The 22,619-nt window shown below is 69.2% G+C and carries 21 protein-coding genes; 4 read left to right on the top strand and 17 right to left on the bottom strand.

What is annotated here, in order from left to right; translation table 11 throughout:
• Positions 1-91: 91 nt before the first annotated feature.
• The 9 genes from JOD52_RS16430 to istA (JOD52_RS16390) all read right to left on the bottom strand — a co-directional run bounded on the left by JOD52_RS16430 (position 92) and on the right by istA (JOD52_RS16390) (position 7,827).
• A complete protein-coding gene (locus JOD52_RS16430) occupies positions 92-361 on the bottom strand; it encodes a DMT family transporter (protein ID WP_338124124.1) in 270 nt (89 codons plus the stop codon).
• A 20-nt stretch (positions 362-381) separates the two neighbouring features.
• Complete coding sequence (locus JOD52_RS16425) at positions 382-1,128, bottom strand: ATP-binding protein (RefSeq protein WP_338124028.1); 747 nt, start codon at positions 1,126-1,128, stop codon at positions 382-384.
• Entirely contained in the window at positions 1,125-2,687 is a 1,563-nt protein-coding gene (gene istA / locus JOD52_RS16420; protein ID WP_204408388.1) for an IS21 family transposase, read from the bottom strand. The genes JOD52_RS16425 and istA (JOD52_RS16420) overlap by 4 nt, the downstream gene beginning before the upstream one ends.
• A 101-nt stretch (positions 2,688-2,788) precedes the next feature.
• Positions 2,789-2,998: an SMR family transporter gene (locus JOD52_RS16415; RefSeq protein ID WP_204411261.1), complete on the bottom strand. Its 210-nt coding sequence runs from the start codon at positions 2,996-2,998 to the stop codon at positions 2,789-2,791.
• Complete coding sequence (locus JOD52_RS16410) at positions 2,995-3,564, bottom strand: DMT family transporter (RefSeq protein ID WP_338124123.1); 570 nt, start codon at positions 3,562-3,564, stop codon at positions 2,995-2,997. Before JOD52_RS16410 ends, JOD52_RS16415 begins: the two co-directional genes overlap by 4 nt.
• 97 nt (positions 3,565-3,661) lie before the next feature.
• Positions 3,662-4,450, bottom strand: coding sequence for a nickel pincer cofactor biosynthesis protein LarB (gene larB / locus JOD52_RS16405; protein WP_204411260.1), 789 nt, complete (start codon positions 4,448-4,450; stop codon positions 3,662-3,664).
• Positions 4,443-5,315: an ATP-dependent sacrificial sulfur transferase LarE gene (larE, locus tag JOD52_RS16400; protein ID WP_204411257.1), complete on the bottom strand. Its 873-nt coding sequence runs from the start codon at positions 5,313-5,315 to the stop codon at positions 4,443-4,445. Before larE ends, larB begins: the two co-directional genes overlap by 8 nt.
• A gap of 206 nt (positions 5,316-5,521) precedes the next feature.
• The gene (locus tag JOD52_RS16395) at positions 5,522-6,268 is read right to left on the bottom strand and encodes an ATP-binding protein (protein ID WP_338124028.1); all 747 of its coding nucleotides are present in this window, start codon (positions 6,266-6,268) and stop codon (positions 5,522-5,524) included.
• Positions 6,265-7,827 carry an IS21 family transposase gene (istA, locus tag JOD52_RS16390; RefSeq protein ID WP_204408388.1) on the bottom strand — a complete coding sequence of 521 codons (1,563 nt, stop codon included), beginning with the start codon at positions 7,825-7,827 and terminating at the stop codon, positions 6,265-6,267. Before istA (JOD52_RS16390) ends, JOD52_RS16395 begins: the two co-directional genes overlap by 4 nt.
• A gap of 274 nt (positions 7,828-8,101) precedes the next feature.
• On the opposite strand from istA (JOD52_RS16390), the gene JOD52_RS16385 reads away from it, so the two are divergent.
• The gene (locus tag JOD52_RS16385) at positions 8,102-9,160 is read left to right on the top strand and encodes a Gfo/Idh/MocA family protein (RefSeq protein WP_204411255.1); all 1,059 of its coding nucleotides are present in this window, start codon (positions 8,102-8,104) and stop codon (positions 9,158-9,160) included.
• A 34-nt stretch (positions 9,161-9,194) separates the two neighbouring features.
• Here JOD52_RS16385 and JOD52_RS16380 read toward each other — a convergent pair whose 3' ends face one another.
• The 7 genes from JOD52_RS16380 to JOD52_RS16350 all read right to left on the bottom strand — a co-directional run bounded on the left by JOD52_RS16380 (position 9,195) and on the right by JOD52_RS16350 (position 18,757).
• Positions 9,195-10,535, bottom strand: coding sequence for a lactate racemase domain-containing protein (locus JOD52_RS16380; RefSeq protein WP_204411253.1), 1,341 nt, complete (start codon positions 10,533-10,535; stop codon positions 9,195-9,197).
• 136 nt (positions 10,536-10,671) lie between these two features.
• Positions 10,672-11,691 (bottom strand): ABC transporter permease, encoded by a 1,020-nt coding sequence (locus tag JOD52_RS16375; protein WP_204411251.1) that lies wholly within the window; start codon positions 11,689-11,691, stop codon positions 10,672-10,674.
• Positions 11,688-12,701, bottom strand: coding sequence for an ABC transporter permease (locus tag JOD52_RS16370; RefSeq protein WP_204411249.1), 1,014 nt, complete (start codon positions 12,699-12,701; stop codon positions 11,688-11,690). The genes JOD52_RS16375 and JOD52_RS16370 overlap by 4 nt, the downstream gene beginning before the upstream one ends.
• Positions 12,702-12,739: 38 nt before the next feature.
• Positions 12,740-14,260 (bottom strand): sugar ABC transporter ATP-binding protein, encoded by a 1,521-nt coding sequence (locus JOD52_RS16365; RefSeq protein WP_204411246.1) that lies wholly within the window; start codon positions 14,258-14,260, stop codon positions 12,740-12,742.
• Complete coding sequence (locus JOD52_RS16360; protein ID WP_204411244.1) at positions 14,250-15,317, bottom strand: autoinducer 2 ABC transporter substrate-binding protein; 1,068 nt, start codon at positions 15,315-15,317, stop codon at positions 14,250-14,252. Before JOD52_RS16360 ends, JOD52_RS16365 begins: the two co-directional genes overlap by 11 nt.
• 38 nt (positions 15,318-15,355) lie before the next feature.
• On the bottom strand, positions 15,356-17,068 hold the full coding sequence (locus JOD52_RS16355) for a dihydroxyacetone kinase family protein (protein ID WP_204411242.1): 1,713 nt from the start codon (positions 17,066-17,068) through the stop codon (positions 15,356-15,358).
• 24 nt (positions 17,069-17,092) lie between these two features.
• A complete protein-coding gene (locus JOD52_RS16350) occupies positions 17,093-18,757 on the bottom strand; it encodes a ribulokinase (protein WP_204411240.1) in 1,665 nt (554 codons plus the stop codon).
• Between the two features lie 130 nt (positions 18,758-18,887).
• Between JOD52_RS16350 and JOD52_RS16345 the strand changes: the two genes are divergently transcribed.
• Positions 18,888-19,862, top strand: coding sequence for a sugar-binding transcriptional regulator (locus JOD52_RS16345; RefSeq protein ID WP_204411238.1), 975 nt, complete (start codon positions 18,888-18,890; stop codon positions 19,860-19,862).
• 172 nt (positions 19,863-20,034) lie between these two features.
• Complete coding sequence (larC, locus tag JOD52_RS16340; RefSeq protein WP_239551945.1) at positions 20,035-21,516, top strand: nickel pincer cofactor biosynthesis protein LarC; 1,482 nt, start codon at positions 20,035-20,037, stop codon at positions 21,514-21,516.
• Between the two features lie 34 nt (positions 21,517-21,550).
• On the opposite strand, the gene JOD52_RS16335 is transcribed toward larC, so the two are convergent.
• A complete protein-coding gene (locus tag JOD52_RS16335; RefSeq protein WP_204411236.1) occupies positions 21,551-22,030 on the bottom strand; it encodes a hypothetical protein in 480 nt (159 codons plus the stop codon).
• A gap of 211 nt (positions 22,031-22,241) precedes the next feature.
• On the opposite strand from JOD52_RS16335, the gene JOD52_RS16330 reads away from it, so the two are divergent.
• Positions 22,242-22,610 carry a cupin domain-containing protein gene (locus JOD52_RS16330; RefSeq protein WP_204411234.1) on the top strand — a complete coding sequence of 123 codons (369 nt, stop codon included), beginning with the start codon at positions 22,242-22,244 and terminating at the stop codon, positions 22,608-22,610.
• Positions 22,611-22,619: the final 9 nt, after the last annotated feature.

The following is a 22,619-nucleotide window of genomic DNA, read 5'->3' as shown; positions in this document are numbered from 1 at the left end:
AGTCGCCACCGGGGATGCAGGAGTCACCACCATCGCCGAGCACTTCTCCCGTTGGCACGCTCCGCTGCCCGAGCCGAGCTGATCGCCGGCCTCAGTGCCCCGCACCGAGCTCGATCAGCAGCACCCCGGCCCCGATCATCACGATCCCGGCGATCATCAGCGGGGTCATCGGCTCCTTGTGGATCACGCGGGAGAAGATCGCGGTGAGCGCCACCCCGGCGGCGGTCCACACCCCGTAGGCCACCCCCAGCGGCATCCCGGCGCGCAGTGAGTATTCGTAGTCGTGGGAGCCACCGAATCTTGCTCTTGGGGACCGCCGATCGTGCCGACGGGGGCCAGTAGCCGCCGCGGTGGGGACCACTGGCTCCCGCCGGCATCGGGTCACTGGGGCAGTGCGGTGTGTTCTCGCATGTTCCTGTCGCCGGTGTCGATCCAGATTGTGTTGTGCACGATGCGGTCCATGATCGCATCGGCGTGGACTGCTCCACCGAGCCGGGCGTGCCAGTCCTTCTTCGGGTACTGGGTGCAGAACACGGTCGAGCCGGTGTCATAGCGGCGCTCGAGCAGTTCCAGCAGCATCGAACGCATTCCCTCGTCAGGATGGTCCAGCAGCCACTCGTCGATCACCAGCAGCGAGAACGTGGAGTACTTCCGCAGGAACTTCGTCTGGCCCTGCGGCTTGTCCTTTGCCAGGGCCCAGGCCTCTTCGAGGTCGGGCATTCGGATGTAGTGGGCTCGGAGCCGGTGCTGGCAGGCCTGCTTCGCCAGCGCGCAGCCGAGGTAGGACTTCCCTGAGCCGGTGAAGCCCTGGAAGACCACGTTCTGTTGCCGCTGGATGAAGGAGCAGGTTGCCAGTTGCGCGATCACGTTCCGGTTCAGTCCCCGTTCCTCGACCAGATCCAGCCGCCGCAGGTCCGCTCCGGGATAACGCAGCCCCGCCCGGCGGATCAGACCCTCGACCTTTCCATGATTGAAGATGGAATGCGCCTCGTCCACGATCAGCTGGAGCCGTTCCTGGAACGACATCCCCAGCACGTGAGCCTCATCCTGGGCATCGATCGCGTCCAGCAGCGCGGTCGCGCCCATCTCGCGCAGCTTCCGCTTCGTGTCGTTATCGATCACGCTCACCGGACACCTCCGGCGTAGTAGTCGGCGCCACGGACGTATCCGCCGTCTTCCGCGGGTTCCTCGCGGGGTGGACGCAGGGCGGCGACCTTGTCCTGCCCGGTGGCCAAGATCGGGTGCAGATGCGCATAGCGCGGTGAACGGACCCGTCCCGTCAGCGCGAGTGCGCAGGCCGCCTCGACCCGATCTACGGAGAAGCGGCGAGAGAGCCGTAGCACCGCCAACGCGGGATCCAGGCCCTGTTCCACGATCGGCACGGACTCGAAGATCCGCTGGATCACGATCACCGTGGCCGGCCCGACCCGATCTGCCCACGCCCGCACCCTCTGCGCGTCCCAGGCCTGGAAACGCTCGCCCGCAGGTAGGTCCGCGTCGTTGGTGCGGTACTCATTGCTCGCGGTCTCCGGGAGCAGCAGGTGACTGGTCAGTCGCTGGCTGCCCTGATAGATCTCCAGCGTCCGGGCCGTGATGCGCAGATCGACCTTCGCGCCGATGTGCGCGAACGGCGCGGAGTAGAAGTTCCGCGCGAACGTGACGTGCCCGTTCCTGCCCACTCGTCGTCCGTAGTGCCATGTCGAGATCTCGTAGGGCACCGCCGGCAGCGGCGTCAGCAGCGGCCGCTCCTCCGCGTCGAACACGCTGGCGCGGGATCCGGGCCGCTTCTGGAACGGCTCCGCGTTATAGGCCTCCATCCGCTGCCCGATGGCGGCTGCAAGTTCGGGCAGGGACGTGAATCGCTGATCCCGCAGCCCGGCGATGACCCAGGTCGCGACGTGCGCGACGGTGTTCTCCACGCTCGCCTTGTCTTTCGGTTTCCGCACCCTCCCCGGGAGCACCGCCGCCGAGTAATGCGCTGCCATCTCGCGATACGCATCGTTCAGGACGATCTCGCCCTCGCGGGGGTGCTTCACCACACCGGTCTTGAGGTTGTCCGGAACGATCCTCGGGACCGTCCCGCCCAGCGCCTCGAACATCGCTACGTGCGCTCGCAGCCAGGACTCCTGGCGCATATCCAGCGCCGGGAAGCAGAACGCGTAACGAGAAAAAGGCAGGCAGGCAACGAACAAGAACACCTTCGAGACCTCGCCGGTGACCGGATCGGCCAGCTCCATCGTGGGGCCGGACCAGTCGACCTCCACGCTCTGGCCGGCCTTGTGACCGACTCTCGAAGCGGCACCGGTGACCATGACGTGGTGCTGGTAGGTGCGGCAAAACCGGTCATACCCCATCGCCGGATCCCCAGCCGCCGTGGTCGCGTCGAAGTACTCGCCGTGCAACAGCTTCAGCGTCACGCCGACCCTGGCCATCTCTCGATGGACCTGTTCCCAGTCCGGCTGTGCGAACACGCTCTCGTGCTCGCCCCGGCCCGGGAACAACCGGGCATACACCTGCTCATCGGCGACGTCCGCGATATCGCCCCACCCGATCCCTGCAGCGTCAGCGGCCTCGAACACCGCCCTCACGGACTTGCGGGACATGCCCTGCGAGGACGAAATCGCTCGCCCCGACAGACCTTCTGCGCGCAGCTGGAGCACCAGCTTCGCCCTGATCTTCCGTACCATTCCAGATTGCTCCTTCCGCCGCGTGCCCTATACACACGGCGGAAGGAGCGTAGACAGAGCGGCCCCAACGACACCACTGGTGGTCCCGAACGACGCCACCGCTACGGCAGCGACGTGGCACCCGAACCCTCGATCAGCGGACCCCAGCGAGGCGAATATTCACGCAGCGCACCGGTGAGGAAGGCGAAGGCCAGCACGTAGCCGAGGGGCACCCCGAGGTACAGGCGCGGTCGGCCCGTGGCGGCGGACTTCAGGGTGAGCGTGGCGGTGACCTCGCTGAGCACCGCTGCGATCATGAACGCCCAGCTCATCGCGCCCCCTCCCGTGGCCCGGCGCTCGCCGGTGCGGGGGATGCAGCGGCGGTGGTAGCGGTGCTCGCAGCAGCAGCTCGCCGGGCCTGCTGGGCACCGAACTCGATCGCGAGCACCCCGGCGACCACCAGGGCGATACCGGCGCCCATCACCACGTTCAGCCGCTCATCGAAGATCAGCCAGGACAGCACCGCCGCGGCCACCACCCCGAGCGCGCCCCAGATGCCGTAGGCGACCGCGAGCCCCATGCCCCGACGCAGCACCAGGGCCAGCAGCCCGAAGGCCCCCGCATAACCGGCCACCACCACGACGTACAGCCACGGGTGGGTGAGTGCGCCCTTCAGGGAGAGGGTCGCGGCCATCTCCACCACGATCGCGCCGGCCAGCAGCAGCCAGGTGATCGCGGTGGAACCGCCACGGCCGGTTCCCGAGGCGCCGGGTGCGTCGGAAGCGGCCTGTGGCACGGGAGGCACGGGAGGCGCGAGCGGGGGCAGCGGGGTGGGCGGGGGCGCCGGGGTGGACGGCTGCTCGGGTGCACCCTGCGGCGCGGAAGGGGAGTCGGTCACCGCAGAACTGTACTCAGCGCTGCCTGGCCCGCGGTGCCCAGCGGTGAGTGGACCGTGGTGGCTGTTCTCGAGCTCGAGGGCAGCCACCAGCGTCCACTCACCCGCAGGGAGCGTCGCGGACCGGCACGTGGGAGGTGTCCGAACCGGGCTCGCCGGATTCTCGGGGGGCCGGCGCCCAGCGGGCGATCTGGGCGGCGAGGTGGCCGGCGCCGTAGCCGTTGTCGATGTTGACCACGCCGATCCCGGGCGCGCAGGCCGAGAGCATGGTCAGCGCCGCGGTCACCCCGCCGGCAGCCACGCCATAGCCCACGGAGGTGGGCAGGGCCACCACGGGGGCGCTGATCTGACCGGCGACGACGGTGGGCAACGCGCCGTCCATCCCGGCGGCGACCACCACGCAGGCGGCTTCGCGCAGCTCTGGCAGGCGGGCCTGCAGCCGGTGCAGGCCCGCGATGCCGATGTCGGCGATCAAGCGGGTGGGGCGGCCCAGGTACTGAGCGGTGAGCTGGGCCTCGCGGGCCACGGGCAGGTCGCTGGTGCCGGCGCAGGCCACGATCACCAGCCCGCCGGTCGGCTCCGGGGGCCCGGCGGGCCACATCACCATCTGGGCCTCTGCCTCCCAGCGCGCCTCCGGCAGTGCCTCCAGCACCACCTCGGCGCGGGCCTGATCGGCGCGGGTGAACAGCACCGGGCCCAGGTCAGCGGCCACATCCGGCTGCTCACGGGCGATCCGCGCGTATTCCCCGGCGATCGCGGCGACCTGCTGAACGCTCTTGGCATCGCACAGCACGGCCTCGGGGGCACCCCGGCGGGCGGCTCGGCCCAGGTCCAGTTCGGCCACCCCGTCGAGCACCCCGTCGGTCCGGCCGTCGGCGCGTTCAGGCACGGGGCACTCCCCGCTGGTCCAGGAGGGTGAGGGTGAACGCACCGGACTGCATGCCCTTGAGGTCAACGGCCGCGAAGCGGAACCCTGCACCGGTGGCAGCTCGGTGGATCGCGGTGCGCACCTCGGGCTCCACGGAGCGGGCCAGGTCGTCGGCGGGCAGTTCGATGCGGGCCACGTCCCCGTGGTGGCGCACCCGGGAGTCGGCGAAGCCGAGCTCGCGCAGCGCCTCCTCGACGGTCTCGACCTGGCGCAGCTTCTCGGGGGTGACCTGCTGCCCGTGGGGGATGCGGGAGGCCAGGCAGGGGGCGGCGGGCTTGTCGGCGACCGGCAGGGCGAGGGCGCGGGCCACGGACCGCACGCGGGCCTTGTCCAGTCCGGCCTCGGCCAGGGGGCGCAGCACGCGGTGCTCGGTGGCGGCGCGGGCGCCGGGGCGGTCGGGCCGCTTCGCGTCGTCGGCGTTCTCCCCGTAGGCAACGGCGCTCAGGCCCAGCTCGGCGACCAGGGCGTCGTCGATGCGGGAGAACAGCTCGTCCTTGCAGAAGTAGCAGCGATCCACGTCGTTGGCGATGTAGCCGGCCCTCTCCCCCTCGTGGGTCTCGATCTCGACCACCCGAGCGCCGATGACGGCGGCGGTCTCGTGGGCGGTGCGCCGTTCAGCGGCGGCCAGCGACGGCGAGATGCCCAGCAGAGCGACCACGTTCTCGGGGCCCAGGGCGCGCACGGCCAGCGCCAGCAGGGTCGCGGAGTCGACGCCGCCGGAGTAGGCGACCCCCAGCGGTGCACTGTCGTGCACCAGGTCGGCGACGAGGTCGGCGGCGGCCAGGTCCTCGCCGGTCAGCTCGGCGACGGTCATCGACGCGGTCATGGGCCTCCTTCGCTCGGTTCCCGCACGGGCGGGCGTCGTTCAGCCTACTCAGGTGGGCCACGGCGAGCCCTGCGGCGGCCACCGGTTGCCGCGTGAGTATTCGTAGTCGTGGGAGCCACCGAATCTTGCTCTTGGGGACCGCCGATCGTGCCGACGGGGGCCAGTAGCCGCCGCGGTGGGGACCACTGGCTCCCGCCGGCATCGGGTCACTGGGGCAGTGCGGTGTGTTCTCGCATGTTCCTGTCGCCGGTGTCGATCCAGATTGTGTTGTGCACGATGCGGTCCATGATCGCATCGGCGTGGACTGCTCCACCGAGCCGGGCGTGCCAGTCCTTCTTCGGGTACTGGGTGCAGAACACGGTCGAGCCGGTGTCATAGCGGCGCTCGAGCAGTTCCAGCAGCATCGAACGCATTCCCTCGTCAGGATGGTCCAGCAGCCACTCGTCGATCACCAGCAGCGAGAACGTGGAGTACTTCCGCAGGAACTTCGTCTGGCCCTGCGGCTTGTCCTTTGCCAGGGCCCAGGCCTCTTCGAGGTCGGGCATTCGGATGTAGTGGGCTCGGAGCCGGTGCTGGCAGGCCTGCTTCGCCAGCGCGCAGCCGAGGTAGGACTTCCCTGAGCCGGTGAAGCCCTGGAAGACCACGTTCTGTTGCCGCTGGATGAAGGAGCAGGTTGCCAGTTGCGCGATCACGTTCCGGTTCAGTCCCCGTTCCTCGACCAGATCCAGCCGCCGCAGGTCCGCTCCGGGATAACGCAGCCCCGCCCGGCGGATCAGACCCTCGACCTTTCCATGATTGAAGATGGAATGCGCCTCGTCCACGATCAGCTGGAGCCGTTCCTGGAACGACATCCCCAGCACGTGAGCCTCATCCTGGGCATCGATCGCGTCCAGCAGCGCGGTCGCGCCCATCTCGCGCAGCTTCCGCTTCGTGTCGTTATCGATCACGCTCACCGGACACCTCCGGCGTAGTAGTCGGCGCCACGGACGTATCCGCCGTCTTCCGCGGGTTCCTCGCGGGGTGGACGCAGGGCGGCGACCTTGTCCTGCCCGGTGGCCAAGATCGGGTGCAGATGCGCATAGCGCGGTGAACGGACCCGTCCCGTCAGCGCGAGTGCGCAGGCCGCCTCGACCCGATCTACGGAGAAGCGGCGAGAGAGCCGTAGCACCGCCAACGCGGGATCCAGGCCCTGTTCCACGATCGGCACGGACTCGAAGATCCGCTGGATCACGATCACCGTGGCCGGCCCGACCCGATCTGCCCACGCCCGCACCCTCTGCGCGTCCCAGGCCTGGAAACGCTCGCCCGCAGGTAGGTCCGCGTCGTTGGTGCGGTACTCATTGCTCGCGGTCTCCGGGAGCAGCAGGTGACTGGTCAGTCGCTGGCTGCCCTGATAGATCTCCAGCGTCCGGGCCGTGATGCGCAGATCGACCTTCGCGCCGATGTGCGCGAACGGCGCGGAGTAGAAGTTCCGCGCGAACGTGACGTGCCCGTTCCTGCCCACTCGTCGTCCGTAGTGCCATGTCGAGATCTCGTAGGGCACCGCCGGCAGCGGCGTCAGCAGCGGCCGCTCCTCCGCGTCGAACACGCTGGCGCGGGATCCGGGCCGCTTCTGGAACGGCTCCGCGTTATAGGCCTCCATCCGCTGCCCGATGGCGGCTGCAAGTTCGGGCAGGGACGTGAATCGCTGATCCCGCAGCCCGGCGATGACCCAGGTCGCGACGTGCGCGACGGTGTTCTCCACGCTCGCCTTGTCTTTCGGTTTCCGCACCCTCCCCGGGAGCACCGCCGCCGAGTAATGCGCTGCCATCTCGCGATACGCATCGTTCAGGACGATCTCGCCCTCGCGGGGGTGCTTCACCACACCGGTCTTGAGGTTGTCCGGAACGATCCTCGGGACCGTCCCGCCCAGCGCCTCGAACATCGCTACGTGCGCTCGCAGCCAGGACTCCTGGCGCATATCCAGCGCCGGGAAGCAGAACGCGTAACGAGAAAAAGGCAGGCAGGCAACGAACAAGAACACCTTCGAGACCTCGCCGGTGACCGGATCGGCCAGCTCCATCGTGGGGCCGGACCAGTCGACCTCCACGCTCTGGCCGGCCTTGTGACCGACTCTCGAAGCGGCACCGGTGACCATGACGTGGTGCTGGTAGGTGCGGCAAAACCGGTCATACCCCATCGCCGGATCCCCAGCCGCCGTGGTCGCGTCGAAGTACTCGCCGTGCAACAGCTTCAGCGTCACGCCGACCCTGGCCATCTCTCGATGGACCTGTTCCCAGTCCGGCTGTGCGAACACGCTCTCGTGCTCGCCCCGGCCCGGGAACAACCGGGCATACACCTGCTCATCGGCGACGTCCGCGATATCGCCCCACCCGATCCCTGCAGCGTCAGCGGCCTCGAACACCGCCCTCACGGACTTGCGGGACATGCCCTGCGAGGACGAAATCGCTCGCCCCGACAGACCTTCTGCGCGCAGCTGGAGCACCAGCTTCGCCCTGATCTTCCGTACCATTCCAGATTGCTCCTTCCGCCGCGTGCCCTATACACACGGCGGAAGGAGCGTAGACAGAGCGGCCCCAACGACACCACTGGTGGTCCCGAACGACGCCACCGCTACGGCAGCGACGTGGCACCCGAACCCTCGATCAGCGGACCCCAGCGAGGCGAATATTCACCGCGGCCTGCTTCTGGTCGGGGCCCGGCGGAACCTCGCACCGATCGGTAGCCTGGAACCCTGCTGCGGGCAGACGCCCGACAGCTCCCGACCCGCTCTGCGAGGAGACCCGATGCGGACCATCCGGACGGCCGTGATCGGCTGCGGGGACATCTCCGTGCTCCATCTCGATGCGATCGCTCAGCTGCCGGGCGTGGAGCTGGTAGCCGTGTGCGATGTGGATGCCGAGCGGCGTGAGCGCACCGCGGCGGAGGCAGGAGTGCCAGGCACCGCCTCCCTCACCGAGACCCTCGAGCGGTACTCCCCTGACGTGGTGCATCTGTGCACACCGCACGACCAGCACGCCGATCTGGCCGTCGAGGCGCTCGCCGCAGGGGTCGAGGTGCTCACCGAGAAGCCGCTGGCCTCCACCCTCGACGATGCCCGGCGGATGGTCGAGGCCGCCGCCGCGTCCGGTGCCCCGCGGATCGGGGTGTGCTTCCAGAACCGGTACAACGCCACCGTGCAGGAGGCGCACCGGGTGCTGGAGCACGGGGAGCTGGGCGCACCCACTGGTGCCGTCGCGACGGTGGCCTGGCACCGCACCCCCGAGTACTACCTGGCCAGGCCGTGGCGCGGCACCTGGGCGGGCAGCGGCGGTGGGCTGCTGATCAACCAGGCGATCCACACCCTGGACCTGCTGCAGTGGCTGCTGGGCGGGGTCACGGCAGTCACCGGCACCGCCTCCACCGACTCCCTGGGCGAGGTGATCGAGGTGGAGGACACCGCCACCGTCACCCTTACCCACCCCTCGGGGATCCGCAGCGTGCTGCTGGCCACCAACGGGGCGCCGACGAACCTGCCGGTGCAGATCGACATCCAGTGCGAACACGGCACGCTGCGCATCGCACAGGAGCTCACGGTGCTGCCTGCCGGCGGGGAGCAGCGCGTGGTGACCGAGCGGGCCGCCCCGCCGTCGGCCCGCTCCTACTGGGGGGCCTCCCACGCCGCTCTGATCGCCGACTTCTACGCCGGGCACGGCAGCGGGCAGCCGTTCTGGATCTCCCCTGCCGAGGCTTCGCCGGCACTGCAGATCCTCAAGGCCGTCTACGACGGGAAGCGTGGCTTCCCCCGCCGTCCCGGTGCGGAGCTGGACCGGGACAACCCACTGCTGGATCCGACAGCAACCTGATCCGCGCTGCCCGCGCTGACCTGCCCCGCCGACCTCAGACCCCGTCGCGCTCCGATGCCAGACGGAACAGCACCTCGCCCGCGTGGTCGATCACCAGGGTGTCGGGGTCCTCGCGCAGGGCGTCGATGTCCAGGCTCTCCGGGTCCACGTAGGTGACGTTGTACGCCTCGCACACGTCCTTCGGGATGGAGGTGGCGAAGGAGCGGCGCACCCGCTGCTCCTCGACACCGGTCTCGGGGTCGTAGGTGCCCAGGCCCGTGACGTGGGTGGAGTGGGCGAGCTCGCCCCAGGGGTGGTCCTTGAACCGGTCCCACTGCTTCGTGAAGTACTCGATGTTGTGGTAGCCGATGTCGCGCAGGCCGGGATGCATCGCGGCCACCTCGGTGATGTGGGGGGCGTAGATGATCACCTCGCCGCCGTCGGCGCACACCGGCTCGGACTTGTAGAAGCCCTTGGCGCCGGTCCAGATATCGTCGTACATCTCCGGCACCAGGGCGACGATGCGCTGGAAGGGCTTATCGACGTAGGTGATGTGGGTGAGCGCGGAGATCTTGGCGATCGCGGCCCACGCCGCCTGGGGGTCGCCGAAGGCGATGGCGTTCAGCTGCTGCCCGCCGGAGACCACGTCCATGGTGAAGCAGTACTTGGCGGTGTCCACCAGTTCGCTGGCGGCGTCGATCAGCTGCCGCACGGGGGTGATGCCGAGGGTGCCGATGATACGGCTGGCGGTGATCAGGGCGCCCACCCAGTGGGAGATGTCGATGACGTCGTGCACGGAGCAGCCGGGGAAGAAGTACTTGTTGCCGCCGGAGAAGCCCACCACCTCGTGGGGGAACACGGGGCCCACGATCAGGTTCACGTCGGACTCGACGCACAGCCTGTTGATCTGCACGCGCATGGGGGTGTCGGCGAGCAGGCCGCCGGTGAGCTCGCTGATGCGCTCAGCGGGGATCTCACCGAGGTCGGCGATCTGGTCCGGATCGTCCCAGGCGTGGTTGACGACCTCCCAGCCGGGGTACGCGGCGGCCAGACCCTGGCCCTCGGCGCCCATCAGCTTCTCCAGCGCGGGCTCGGACATCGCGGCGTGGGTGCCCAGGGCGATCAGCACGGTCACGGAGGCGGCGCGGCCGGCGAGCGCAGCGTGGATCGGCTTCAGCACCCGCGGCAGGGGCACGGAGCGGGTGCCGTCGGGGATGATCAGGCACACGCTCTTGCCGTCGAGGTCCTGGCCGGCTAGCTGCTGGGCAACGAACTCGCGGATCTGCTGCTCGGTGAGCACGCCCTCGGGGCCGCCCAGCAGCGCGGCGCGCTCGGCGAGGCCCTCGGGGATGGGCTGGATGGAGGGCATCTGCGGCGGCGTCGACGTCTGGCTCATTCCACCAGTGTGCGACGGGGATCGGGCGGCCACAAGCACGGGCGACGGGTTGCCATGGCGGGTCCCGGGCCTGGGCACGGGGATGGTCGACGGCCGACGCTGCCCGTGGACGGGGAACGGCCGGCCGTCGCTTCGGCTAGGCAGGAGCGAGCTCTGCCTCGACCGTCTCTTTGCGCACCCGGCGTTTGCGGGTGGACATCCACTTGGACAGGCCCAGCACGGCGATCAGCAGCACCCCCCACACGAAGTTCGCGGCGAAGGAGGAGCCGGACCAGGTGCCGAGCGCCAGGTTGATGCCGGTTTGGAGCTCCTGCATGGCCAGGGCGCCGATGATGATCATCCACATCCGTCCGGCGCCGCCGTACGGGTCGATTCCGGCGACGACCGCGATGAGGATGGCCTGCATCAGGTACGAGCCGGCGAAGGACACGTTGGCGGCGTTGGTGGAGGAGAACATCAGCAGGCCGGCCACGGCGGCGAGGGTGCCCGAGCAACAGTAGACCAGCATCGTAATCCGGTCCACGGGCAGCCTGGCGAACCGCGCCACCTTGGCCGACTCCCCCACCGAGTACATCTGGAAGCCCAGGCGGGTCTTCATCGTGATCACCGCGAACACTACCACCAGCAGCAGGAAGATCACGAACGACAGCGGCATCATCGCGACCGCCATCACGGACAGGGCGCCGAGGTCACCGGTGCCGTACACGGTCGCTCCCTGGGTGAGGCCGGTACTGATCCCCATGTACACGCTCATGGTACCGAGCGTGATCGGGATCGGGTGTACCCGCAGTGTGGAAACCAGGTACCCGTTGAGCGATCCGGCGATCAGACCGATCACGAGTGCGGCCAGGACGCCGACCGCCGAGGCACCGGCTCCTCCGAGGGAGGGCTCCAGGGCGGTTCCCACCAGGGCGGCGGTGATGGCGGCGGTGTTGGCGACGGCGACCACCGACAGGTCGATGCCACCGATCAGGAAGGTCAGGCCGATGCACAGGGCCAGGATCCCCAAAGGGGCGATCTGTCCCATCATCGACTGGGCATTGCGGAGGGTGGGGAAGGTGTCCGGCGCCATCAGGCTCAGGCTGACGGCCAGCACCACCACCAGGGCGACCATCAGGATCACCTGGGCCCGGGGCCCGAGTCGCGCCTCGTTCATTCCGACACCACCATTCCTCGACGACGCTCGACGCGCCTTTCACGGATCGCGGGTGCGCACACCCCCAGCAGGACGAACAGGCCGATGAACAGGCTCTGCCACGCAGCGGGGATGCCGATCAGCACCAGGCTGGAGCCCACCACGGTGATCAGCACGACGCCAAGCATGGTGCCGAGGACGGAGCCCCGGCCCCCTGCCACCGCGGCGCCCCCGAGCACCACGGCGGCCAGCACCGTGAGCTCGACTCCGCTAAACGTGGACGGATCCGCTGCCCGGTTCATGCCCGCGTAGAGGATCCCGGCCAGGCCGGCCAGCGCCCCGGAGGCGACGAAGGCGCCGGTGCGGATGGTGTGCACGGGGACACCCATCCGGGACGCGGCCTCCTCGTCGTCGCCGATGGCGTAGACGAACCGTCCCCACCACACCCGCCTCAGGATCAGCGCCAGGATGATCGCGAGGGCCACCAGGACCAGGACGGCGGTGTGCAGGGACACCGTGCGGCCTGCCGACTGCGTCGTGAAGACGCTCGAGGTCGAGAAGTCCCCGATCTGGGACGGCAACTGCCGGATCCGCTCGGTGCCGACGAATGCCAGCAGGGCACCGCGGTACAGGGTCAGGGTGCCGATGGTGACAATCATCGAGGGAAGCTTCAGCCAGGCCACCAGCACCCCGTTGACCAGCCCGAGCAGCGCCCCGATCATCACCGACAAGCCGACGGCCACCAGGAACGTCCCCTGGAAGTCGAGGGCCCTGAGCGTCACGACCGTCAGGTACATGGCGCTGACGGCGATCGCTGAGACCGAGACGTCGATGCCTCCGGTGAGCAGCACCAGGAGCACGCCGAGGGCCATGATGCCGATGACCGCGGAGGAGCGCCCCAGGCCGAACAGGTGCGCTGCCGAAAGAAACGTCGGGTTGGCGATCGCCAGCACCAGGCAGGCGAGCAGAACCACGATCGCCAGCAGCAGTTCGCGTCGACCGCGGAAGAGGTCGGCGAGACGTGACGGCAACGGTCGGCTCTGCAGGGCTACGCTTGCTGTTGCTGTACTCATGCCGCTCTCCCCTGTCCGTTGATGTCGATGATCTGCTCCTCGCTGAGCTCGTCGGCCGGGCGGATCTCCACGACGCGTCCCTCGACGACGAAGGCGACGTCGTCGCAGACACTCATGAGCTCGGCCGGTTCGTCAGAGACGACCAGCACGGCGGTGCCGTCGTCGGCGATGTGCCGCACCAGGTCGTGGATGTCGGCTCGTGAGCCTACGTCGACGCCGACGGTCGGGTTGTTCAGCACTACCACTCGCGGGTCGGAGGCGAGGGCGCGGGCCAGCAGAACCCGCTGCTGGTTGCCCCCGGACAGGGTCGCCGCAGGTGCTGCGACGTCCGGGGCCTTGATCCGCAGCCGTTCGCGCCAGGTGTCGGCCAGGGATCCGATGCGGGAATTCGACAGCAGACCGCCCTTCCCCTGGGCCAGTGGCAGTGCGTTGACGACCATGTTGTCGGCGATGGACCATTCAAGGAACAGTCCCTCGGTGAGGCGGTCATCGGGCACGTACTGGATCTCGGGGCGCGTGCGGGGGTCCCGCAGTCGCTGGCCGTCGAAGCGGATGTCGCCGCGGTCGCGCTCGACCAGACCCGCCAGCGCCAGACCGATCGCGATCTTCCCGCAGCCCACGAGCCCGGACAGGCCGAGCACCCGTCCTGCGTGGAGGTCCAGGTCGACATCGCGGAACACCGAGCCCAGGCTCAGTCCGCGCAGGCTGAGCACCGGCTCCTCGGTCTGCTCCCATGCGGTCTCACGGCGCACGTTGGTCACGGCGCCTCCGGTCATGAACTCGGAGATGCGCTGCTGGTCGTACTCGGCGGCGGGCCCTGTGGCGACGACGGCCCCGTCGCGAATGACGGTCACGTCATCGGCGATCTCCACCACCTCGCGCAGCTTGTGCGAGATGAACACGAAGCTCATGCCCTGCTGGGCAAGGTGACGCACGGTCACCAAGAACTTGTCGATCTCGTCCTGGGTGAGAGCGGCGGTGGGCTCGTCCATCAGGATGATGCGCCCGTCTGCCGAGACCGCGCGCGCGATCGCCACCAACTGCCGCTCGGCGGTGGAGAGGTCCCCCAACACCGTGGAGGGGGAGATGGACAGGCCGAGGGACTCCAGGGCCTTCCTCGCCCGCTCGCGGGTGGCGGCGACGGGAACAGCACCCCAGGGGCTGCTGCTACCGTCGAAGCCGATGTTGTCGGCCACGGTCATGTGCGGGAACAAGGCGAAGTCCTGGTAGATGACCCGGACCCCGTGGTCCAGTGCGGCCCGGGGGGTGAGGTCCTCCATCAGCTCGCCCTCGAGGTGCACCTGGCCCGAGTCCGGAGGGTGGGCCCCGGCGATCACCTTTGTCAGAGTCGACTTGCCGGAGCCGTTCTCGCCGACCAGGGCGTGGACGGTGCCGCGCCGGACGACGAGCGAGACGTCGTCCAGGGCCTTCACCGTCCCGAATGTCTTGGAGACGTTCTCGACCCGGACGACGACCTCGCCGTCCGGGTCGAGGACGTCGGGGTGCTCAGTAGTCATAGTCGCCCGCGTTGTCCTTGGTGACGTTGATCCACGCCTTGTCGCCGTAGATGACCTTGTCCTCGATGCTGATGTTCGAGTAGCCCTCGATGCCGAGATCGGCCCCGGCCTCTACGGTCTCCCCATCCAGCAGTAGCTTCGCTACCACGTTCTGGGCGTAGGCGGCATAGCCCGGGTCCCAGAACTGGATGACGTCGATGGCACCGGACTCGAGCAGGTCGGCGGTGTCGGCGGGGGTGGAGGTGCCGACCACCGCGATACGGTCCTGCAGGCCCGCCTCCTCGACGGCCTGGCCCACGCCGACGACGTCGGTGGAGGCTGATCCCTGGACACCGGCAAGGTCCGGGTGGGCCGAGAGCAGTTCCTGCATCGCCTCGTAGGCCTTCTGGGAGTCGTCGCTGGTCTCGACGATGTCACCGACCTGCGTCATCTCCGGGTAGTTCTCCTCCTGGTGCTTCTTCGCGGCGTCAACCCACTCCATGTGGGTGGTGGAGGACAGCGAGCCCACCATCAGCGCGTACTCGCCCTTCTCCCCCATGGCCTTGGCCAGCTCGTCCATGAGGTTGATGCCGTAGTCGGCGTTCTTGAACGCCTCGATGTCGAAGTCGGCGTTCTGGATCCCGGGGGCCTCGTGGGTGATGACCTTGATCCCGGCGTCCATCGCCTTCTTGAGGGTCTGCTCGACGGCGTCGGGCTGGAAGGGGGTCACGCACAGTGCTGCGACATTCGAGGCGATCAGGTCCTCCAGGACGCGGACCTGGGCGGCGGCGTCGGCCTCGGAGGAGCCCTGGTAGTAGGCGTTCTCCCCGGTGGCCTCGGCGTACTCTTTCACGCCCTCCTCCATCCGGTTGAACCAGGCGATGCCGGTCAGCTTCGGGACGGTGACCATGGCGCCCTGGGCGTCGCCGTCACCGGCGCCGCCTTCTGCGCCCTCTCCAGCGGGCGTGCCGGACTCCGTGGTGCCGCAGGCTGCGAGGGCCCCGCCGACGGCGAGGATACCCAGTCCGCTGAACAGGACGGTGCGGCGAGGGGGACGGGATGCGGTGGTGTGGGACATGGGATTCTCCTTCGAATCGGGGGTGGTGGCCGGGGCGCTCATGCGTCCCGATCGAGTACTGCGCACAACTCGTCCAGGAAGCGCAACACGGCGACCTGTCCGGGGTCTCGGTGGCCGATCGACCGCTCTCCCACCCAGGCGGCGCGACCGCGCCGGGAGGGCTTCGCCGCGAAGGCGTCGATGGTCTGCTCCACTGCGATCCGGGCCCGGTCGGCGGGATGGCCCGGATCGCCCTCGAGGGCCAGCGACTCGCCGATGGCGTGGAGTACGTCAAGCACGGTCTTGTCGCCTCTCTGGGCGCCGCCCCGTTCGGCGATGCGACCGGTGAACGCCTCCAGGAGCGCTTCGAGTCGATCGCGGTCCACGCGGTCACCGGCGGCCTCGGCCGCCGCGAGCGCCGCTCCCCCGATGAGGGCGGCGAAGGTGGAGGGGTTGGCGGCGGCGAAGGCGGTCCCGGCGGCGCGCAGCAGTTCCTCAGCAGCGGCGTCCTCCGGCATTTCCTTCAGTTCCCGGTGGACGGCCTTGGCGCCGGATCCGACCGTGATCCCGAGGTCACCGTCACCGAGGGCGGCGTCCAGCGCACGCAGCTCCTCGGAGTGGTCGGGGAGCTTCTCGGTGATCGCGAGCAGCATCGAGCGGAGGTTGCCGGGGTCCTGGACGGTGCGGACGACGCGCTCGGGTTCATCCGTCGCCGCCTGCTCGGTGCCGGCTGCTTCGGTGCCGACCTCCGGACGCGGTCCTCGCGCCCCGGCGGCCTGCTCGAAGAACGGTGAGTCGGCCGGGGCGGCCAGCAGCTCCGAGAGCTCATCGTCCAGGTGGCACAGGGACACACTGGCCCCGGCCATCTCCAGACTGGTGGCGTACTCGCCAATGTACACGTGGGCGATCTCCGCGCCACGCTCGGTGAGCACCTGGTGGATCCGCCGGTAGATGACGTACAGCTCCTCGAGCGGTGTCGCTCCCAGGCCGTTGACCAGCACGGCGACGCTGTCGCCGGTGGTGACGGGGAGCTCGGTGAGCAGTTCGGCGAGGAACCTGTCGGTGATCTGGTCGGCGGTCTCCAGCGGTCCGCGGTGCTGTCCGGGCTCGCCGTGGATCCCGATGCCGATCTCCATCTCGCCCTCGTCGAGGGTGAAGGTGGGCTCTCCGGCGGCGGGCAGGATCGTCGGCGACAGGCCCACGCCCATCGTGCGGGTGCGCTCACAGGTGCGGCGGGCGATCTCGGTGACGGTGTCGAGGTCATCCCCCCGCTCGGCGGCCGCCCCGGCAGTCTTGTAGGCGAAGAACAGCCCGGCCACGCCGCGCCGGGTCTCGGCGCGGTTCGCCGGGGCGGACAGCAGATCGTCCGTCCCGACCACGGTGGTGGTGCGGATGCCGTCGGCTGCGCTGAGGTCCGCGCCGAGGTCGAAGGTGTAGACGTCCCCGCCGTAGTTTCCGTAGAGGTACAGCACGCCGGCCCCGTCGTCGCTGGCGACGGTCGCGCGGTGCACCTGCTCCGGGGAAGGTGAGGAGAACACGTTCCCCACGGCCACGCCGGAGGCCAGGCCGGTCCCGACGTAGCCGAGGAACAACGGCAGGTGTCCGGACCCACCACCCGTGACGATCCCGACCCGTCCCCCGGTGCCGGCGTCGCGTCGCACCAGGGCCCGGCGATCGCCCTGGGCGGCTCGCAGCCGTTCGGGATGGGCCAGCAGGATCCCGTCGATGACCTCGTCCACGAACTGCTCGGGGTCGTTGATAATCTTCCTCATCGAAGCTCTCCTCGGGGTAAAGGGTCAGTGACCCAGGGCCTGCGCCTGGAGTCGGCGGAGTTCGTGCATGTACTGGGGGTTGGCGACACCGAGGTCGTCGTGGAGCTTCCGGTACAGGGCGTACAGGCACTCGTACGCCGCGGTGCGCTCGGGGTCGGGGTTGTGGGCGACGGTGATCGACGGGGCAAGGCCCGCCGCTTCCTTCCAGGTCTTCGCACCGGCGGCGATTGCCGCGTGGAGCGCTGCTCCGAGCGCCGAGCTGTTGGAGGACGGCGAGACCTCGATCCGCCGGCCGGTGACGTCGGCGAGGATCTGCATCAGCAGGGGGTTCTTCTGCGGGATGCCGCCGCAGACCACGAATCGGTCCACGCTCACACCTGCCTGCTCGAAGGCTTCGACGATGATCCTCTGCCCGAAGGCGGCTGCTTCCAGCAGTGCCCGGTAGATGTGGTGGGACCGGGTGGCGAGGGTCAGGCCGATCACGGCACCGGAGAGGTTGGAGTCGATCAGGATCGATCGGTTGCCACTGAGCCAGTCCAGCACCAGCAGTCCGCTGCCGCCGGGGTTCAGGGCGGCCGCCTGCTCCTCCAACACCTCGAAGACGGAGCGTCCCGTGATCGCCGCGTTGTCGGCGACATCGGCTCCGGCGATATGCCTCACGAACCAGCCGAAGGTGTCGCCGAAGCCGGCCTGCCCAGCCTCGTAGCCCCACTTGCCGGGCAGGATGCCGTCGAGGACCACGCCCTGGATGCCGACGGGCTCGGCGTAGTCGTCGGTGACGATGAGGTTGCAGACGCTGGTCCCCATCACCGCGACCATGACGCCGGGGTCCACCACACCGGAGCCGAGCACAGCGGCATGGGCGTCGATGCTCCCGGTGGCGACGGACGTGTGCGGCGAGAGGCCGAGCTTCTCGGCCCATTCCCCGCTGAGGGTCCCCGCGCTGTCTCCCGGTGCCAGGAACTCGTGGCCGACCTTGTCCAGCACCGAGGCGAAGCCATCATGGACGCCGTTGAGGAAGGTTGCCGAGGGGTAGCCCTCGCCCTCTGCCCGGTAGGTGCCCTTGTAGCCGGCGACCGAGGCGGAGTGGACCTCGTGCCCGACCAGGGTGGAGACGATCCAGTCCTGCTGCTCGAGGATCCGCTCGGCCGCGGCATACACCTCGGGGGCTTCGCGGAGGGTCTGCAGAGCCTTGGGGAGCAGCCACTCGGAGGAGAGCCGCCCGCCGTACTGGGGCAGGAACATGCCTCCCTCGGCCTCGGCGGCGGCGATGAGCTCCTCGGCGCACTGCTGGGCAGCGTGGTGCTTCCACAGGCGGGCATAGGCCAGCGGCTGACTGTGCCACCGGGTCAGACGCGGCAGGGGGACGAGGTGCGCGTCGGTGAGCACCAGGGTGCAGGCGGTGGTGTCGATGCCCAGGCCGATCACCTGCTCCGGGTCGATGCGGGAGCGGCTGAGCACGCTCCGGACGACCGCCTGGAGTGCGGCGAGGTAGTCGTCCGGATCCTGCAACGCGGTGTCCGGAGGGAGCTTGGCGCCGGTGTGCACGAGGGTCTCGTCCATCACCCCGTGCTGATAGGGGTGCACCGCCGTGGCGATCTCGGCTCCATCGGTCAGGCGCACCAGGACCGCCCGCGCGGATTCCGTCCCGAAGTCGATCCCCAGGACGTACGTGGTCGATGCCGGCACAGCACCCTCCTCACTGAGAGTTGCGCACTCAGATGGAGTGCTCATCTGAGCAGCTACACTTGCTCATATGAGCAGACTACGGTCGGAGGCATAGGGTGTCAACCATAACGTCCTCATTCCAGGAGCACCGTTGACCCCTCCCTCTTCCTCCGACGGCTCAGACCCGCCCGTTCCGTCCACCACGGGCGAGCTCACCGAGAACCAACTGATCGCCCAGCTCGCCCGCCGCTACTACCTCGAGGACACGTCCAAGGTGGAGCTGGCCAAGGAGACCGGCATCTCCCGCTTCAAGATCGCCCGCCTCCTCGCACGTGGCCGTGAGAAAGGGATCATCAGGATCGAGATCCTCGAGCCGACCACCGACCTGCCGATGTTCTCCGTCCCGCTGGCAGAGCATCTCGGCCTGGATCTCGTGCGCGTGATCGACTCGCAGGGCGAGATCGCTGAGGTACGGGACCAGCTCGGGGCGATGGGCGCGCAGGTGATCCGCGAACTGACCCACCCCGGTGACAACGTCGGCTTCACCTGGGGGCGCACGATCCTCTCCGTCGCCTCGCAACTGCAGGACCCACCAGCGTTCACCGCGGTCCAGATCACCGGGGAGATCCCCTCGGAGACCGCGACCTCCCCCATTGAACGCCTCCGACCACGCCTGGAGGAGGCCCACGGCGCCGCCCACACGATCAAGGCGCCCCTGTTCGTGGGGACCACAGCGGAGAGGCAGCGCTGGATGGACGAGCTGACCTTCGTGCGCGGACTGTTCGAACACTTGGATCTCGCCATGGTCTCCGTCGGCTCCTGGGATCCGCCCGAGACCCAGATCCGCGACGAGTTCCCACCGGTGGTCCGGGCTCGGCTCGATGCAGCAGGTGCTGTCGGCGAGATCGCGGGCATCTGGTTCGACGCGGACGGCGGAATCGTGGCCCCGGAGGTGACACGCCTGTGCGTCACCCTGGAGACCCACCACCTTCGCAGGACCCCCCAGGTCGTCGCGGTGGCCGCCGGCGCCAAGAAGGCGAAGGCGATCGCAGGGGCCGCGCGCACAAGATTCGTCAACGGGTTGATAACGGATCGTGACACCGCGGAGAAGATCCTTGAGTCCTAGAACTTCAGCGCAGGACTCCCCCGAGGTGCGCAGCACACCGGTCCCACCGAAAGCGGACGGTTCGGCCAGGACCGCCGAACTCGCCCGCATAGAGCTGCCGGACGGGATGACAATGGACGAGTTACTCCATGAGCTGAGGGGCCCCTGGTGACGGCCCCGTAGCATCACGGGCATGACTTCTCCCAAGCCCTTTACGGCCGACCACTCCCCCGTGCCCGAGGTCTCGTCCGCACCCGACGCCGACCCGGTCATCGCCTGGATCGACGCCACCGCCGGGGTGGCCGGGGACATGCTGCTCGGGGCGCTGGTGGATGCCGGTGCGGATCTCGACGCCGTGCAGAGCGTGCTCGACACGCTGATCCCAGGTTCCGTGCGCCTCACTGCAGCGGGGGTGGATCGTGCAGGTCAGCAGGCCACCAAGGTGGACGTGGAGGTGCTGGTGGAGGACCCGCCGCACCGCACCTGGGCCTCGGTCCGCGAGCTGCTGGAGCATTCGCGCGCGAACGCTTCGGTGCCCAGGCGCACCGTCGACCTGGCGCTCGCCGTGTTCGGGCGGCTGGCCGAGGCCGAGGGTGCCACCCACGGCGTCCCGGCCGATCAGGTCCACTTCCACGAGGTGGGCGCGCTGGACTCCCTGGCCGATGTGATCGGGGCCTGCGAGGCGTGGCGCCAGCTGGGCATCACCGATGGCGCCGGCAGCGTGATCGCGGTGGGCTCGGGCCGCATCCGCGCTGCTCACGGGGACATCCCGGTGCCGGTCCCGGCCGTGGCCCGGCTCGTCATCGGGTGGCCGACGGTGGCCGGTGAGATCCTCCCCTCCCGCGGGCATCAGCACTCGCACGACCACGACCACGACCACGACCACGACCACGACCACGACGATCATCATTCGCACGGCGATCACCACCACGTCGATGACGAGCACCTTCCCGCCCACGCCCAGGGCGGCCCCCACGCCCACGGCGGCAGGCAGGTCCCGCCGGGTGTCGCTCCCGGCATCGGCGAGCTCGCCACCCCCACCGGTGTGGCGCTGGTGCGGGGACTCGCTTCTACACCTGGTCCGCAGCCGGCGATGACGGTGCGCGCAATCGGCGTGGGCGCCGGCACCAAGGACACCCTGGGCAGGCCCAACGTGGTCCGCGTGGTGATCGGCGAGCCGGTCACTCGGACCGGCCCCGCCCACCCGGACGCTCACGACACCCCCGCCACCGCCGTGCAAATCGAGGCCAACGTGGATGACCTGGATCCGAGGCTCTGGCCCGGCACCGTGGAGGCACTGCTGGAACAGGGAGCACTCGATGCGTGGCTCACCCCGATCGTGATGAAGCGCGGACGGCCCGCGATCACGGTGCACGCCCTGGCTCGTGAGGTCGACGTCGACGCCGTGTCGGCGACGATGATGCAGGCCACGGGCACCCTCGGGGTGCGCATGCATGCGGTGACCCGTCGGATCCGCTCCCGTTCCTTCGAGCAGGTCCAGGTGCAGGGGCAGTCGATCGGGGTGAAGGTGGCTCGCGACGAGTCCGGGGCCGTGATGCGTCGCGAACCGGAGTTCCGGGACGTGGCCGCAGCGGCCCGGGAGCTGGGGATCAGCGAGCGGGAAATGCTGCAGTTGGCCCGCAGTACTGCCGCCCGTCTGCTCGCCGGGGACTGATCCGCCCGTCGGGCCCGGTGATGTCGGCGGGAGCTCAGACGTGGGTCTCGAAGGCCAGGAACTCGCCGTCCTCGGCGGTGCGGCACAGGATCAGCTCGTAGAACTGCTCGTTCTCCAGGTCCCACTTGCAATGGGTCGGGTGCACGTCGCTCACGTCGTCCCCGGTCTCCCCGGCTTCCTCGGTCAGTCGTGCAAGGTGCTCGCCATCACCGCCGTCGGCTGCGCGGGTGTAGGTCTCGGGATCGAACAGGCCGCCGGGCTCCGGATCGGGTACGTGGATCCGATAGATGCTCACGAAGTCGGCCGTGAACCCGCCGTCGGATCGGGCGATCATCGTGAACTCGGCGTCGGCGGGCAGGTCGATACCCGAGTTCTCCTCGAAGATCGCCCGCCAGTCGGGATCCACCACCTCCCCCAGCTCGCTGCACGCCGTCGCCGACAGCGCGAGGATCACCGCGCCGACCAACTGTTCGACGCGTCGGCGCACGTCCCTGCCGCTGCTCCTGGTGTGCATGACTCCCCCGTCGCTCCCGGCCCGCGCGTTCGTTGCCGAGCCCCTTCTCGCACCGTAGGGCTGTGCGCGCTGCGTGGCTCTGCCCTCCGCCGCACCCGCCCGGAACCTGCACGACTCCTCCCCGGGCCCGACCATGTGCCGGTCGAACCGCCTGACGAAACGGAGTTCCTGGCGGATACTGGGCAGGCACACCGCCACCTCAGGAGGAATCATGGCCGCACTGTCCGACACCATCAGCCTCACGATCGACAAGGCCCTCAAGGCACCGAACGGCCGCCATGCCGAGATCCTCGTGCACGACGGGCCCCTGCGGCAGACGGTCATCGCCCTGAAAAAGGGCGTGCAGCTGGCCGAGCACAACTCACCGCCGGCCGCGTCCATCCAGGTGATCCGCGGGGTCCTGCAGGTCACCGGCCAGGAGACGGTGGTGATCCAGGAGGGCAACGTCGAAGCCCTCACCCACGACCGGCACTCGGTAGAGGCCCTGGAGAACACCGTGTTCCTGCTGACCACGGTCACGAGCATCCCGGGCAAGAACAGCCACACCGGCCAGATCCCGGTGGTGGACCCGGAGGCCTGACCCCCGGCC

It is taken from the genome of Brachybacterium muris (assembly GCF_016907455.1).
GTDB lineage: Bacteria > Actinomycetota > Actinomycetes > Actinomycetales > Dermabacteraceae > Brachybacterium > Brachybacterium muris.
The sequence above is the reverse complement of the archived record's forward strand: the minus strand, read 5'-3'. Positions and strand labels throughout refer to the sequence as shown.

Excerpts from the sequence above, each read along its gene's own strand:
- JOD52_RS16355 (WP_204411242.1), bottom strand. The coding sequence starts at position 17,068 with ATGAGGAAGATTATCAACGACCCCGAGCAGTTCGTGGACGAGGTCATC.
- JOD52_RS16360 (WP_204411244.1), bottom strand. The coding sequence starts at position 15,317 with ATGTCCCACACCACCGCATCCCGTCCCCCTCGCCGCACCGTCCTGTTC.
- JOD52_RS16385 (WP_204411255.1), top strand. The coding sequence starts at position 8,102 with ATGCGGACCATCCGGACGGCCGTGATCGGCTGCGGGGACATCTCCGTG.
- larE (WP_204411257.1), bottom strand. The coding sequence starts at position 5,315 with ATGACCGCGTCGATGACCGTCGCCGAGCTGACCGGCGAGGACCTGGCC.
- istA (WP_204408388.1), bottom strand. The coding sequence starts at position 7,827 with ATGGTACGGAAGATCAGGGCGAAGCTGGTGCTCCAGCTGCGCGCAGAA.
- JOD52_RS16415 (WP_204411261.1), bottom strand. The coding sequence starts at position 2,998 with ATGAGCTGGGCGTTCATGATCGCAGCGGTGCTCAGCGAGGTCACCGCC.
- larC (WP_239551945.1), top strand. The coding sequence starts at position 20,035 with ATGACTTCTCCCAAGCCCTTTACGGCCGACCACTCCCCCGTGCCCGAG.
- JOD52_RS16365 (WP_204411246.1), bottom strand. The coding sequence starts at position 14,260 with ATGACTACTGAGCACCCCGACGTCCTCGACCCGGACGGCGAGGTCGTC.
- JOD52_RS16335 (WP_204411236.1), bottom strand. The coding sequence starts at position 22,030 with ATGCACACCAGGAGCAGCGGCAGGGACGTGCGCCGACGCGTCGAACAG.
- istA (WP_204408388.1), bottom strand. The coding sequence starts at position 2,687 with ATGGTACGGAAGATCAGGGCGAAGCTGGTGCTCCAGCTGCGCGCAGAA.
- JOD52_RS16330 (WP_204411234.1), top strand. The coding sequence starts at position 22,242 with ATGGCCGCACTGTCCGACACCATCAGCCTCACGATCGACAAGGCCCTC.
- JOD52_RS16380 (WP_204411253.1), bottom strand. The coding sequence starts at position 10,535 with ATGAGCCAGACGTCGACGCCGCCGCAGATGCCCTCCATCCAGCCCATC.
- JOD52_RS16375 (WP_204411251.1), bottom strand. The coding sequence starts at position 11,691 with ATGAACGAGGCGCGACTCGGGCCCCGGGCCCAGGTGATCCTGATGGTC.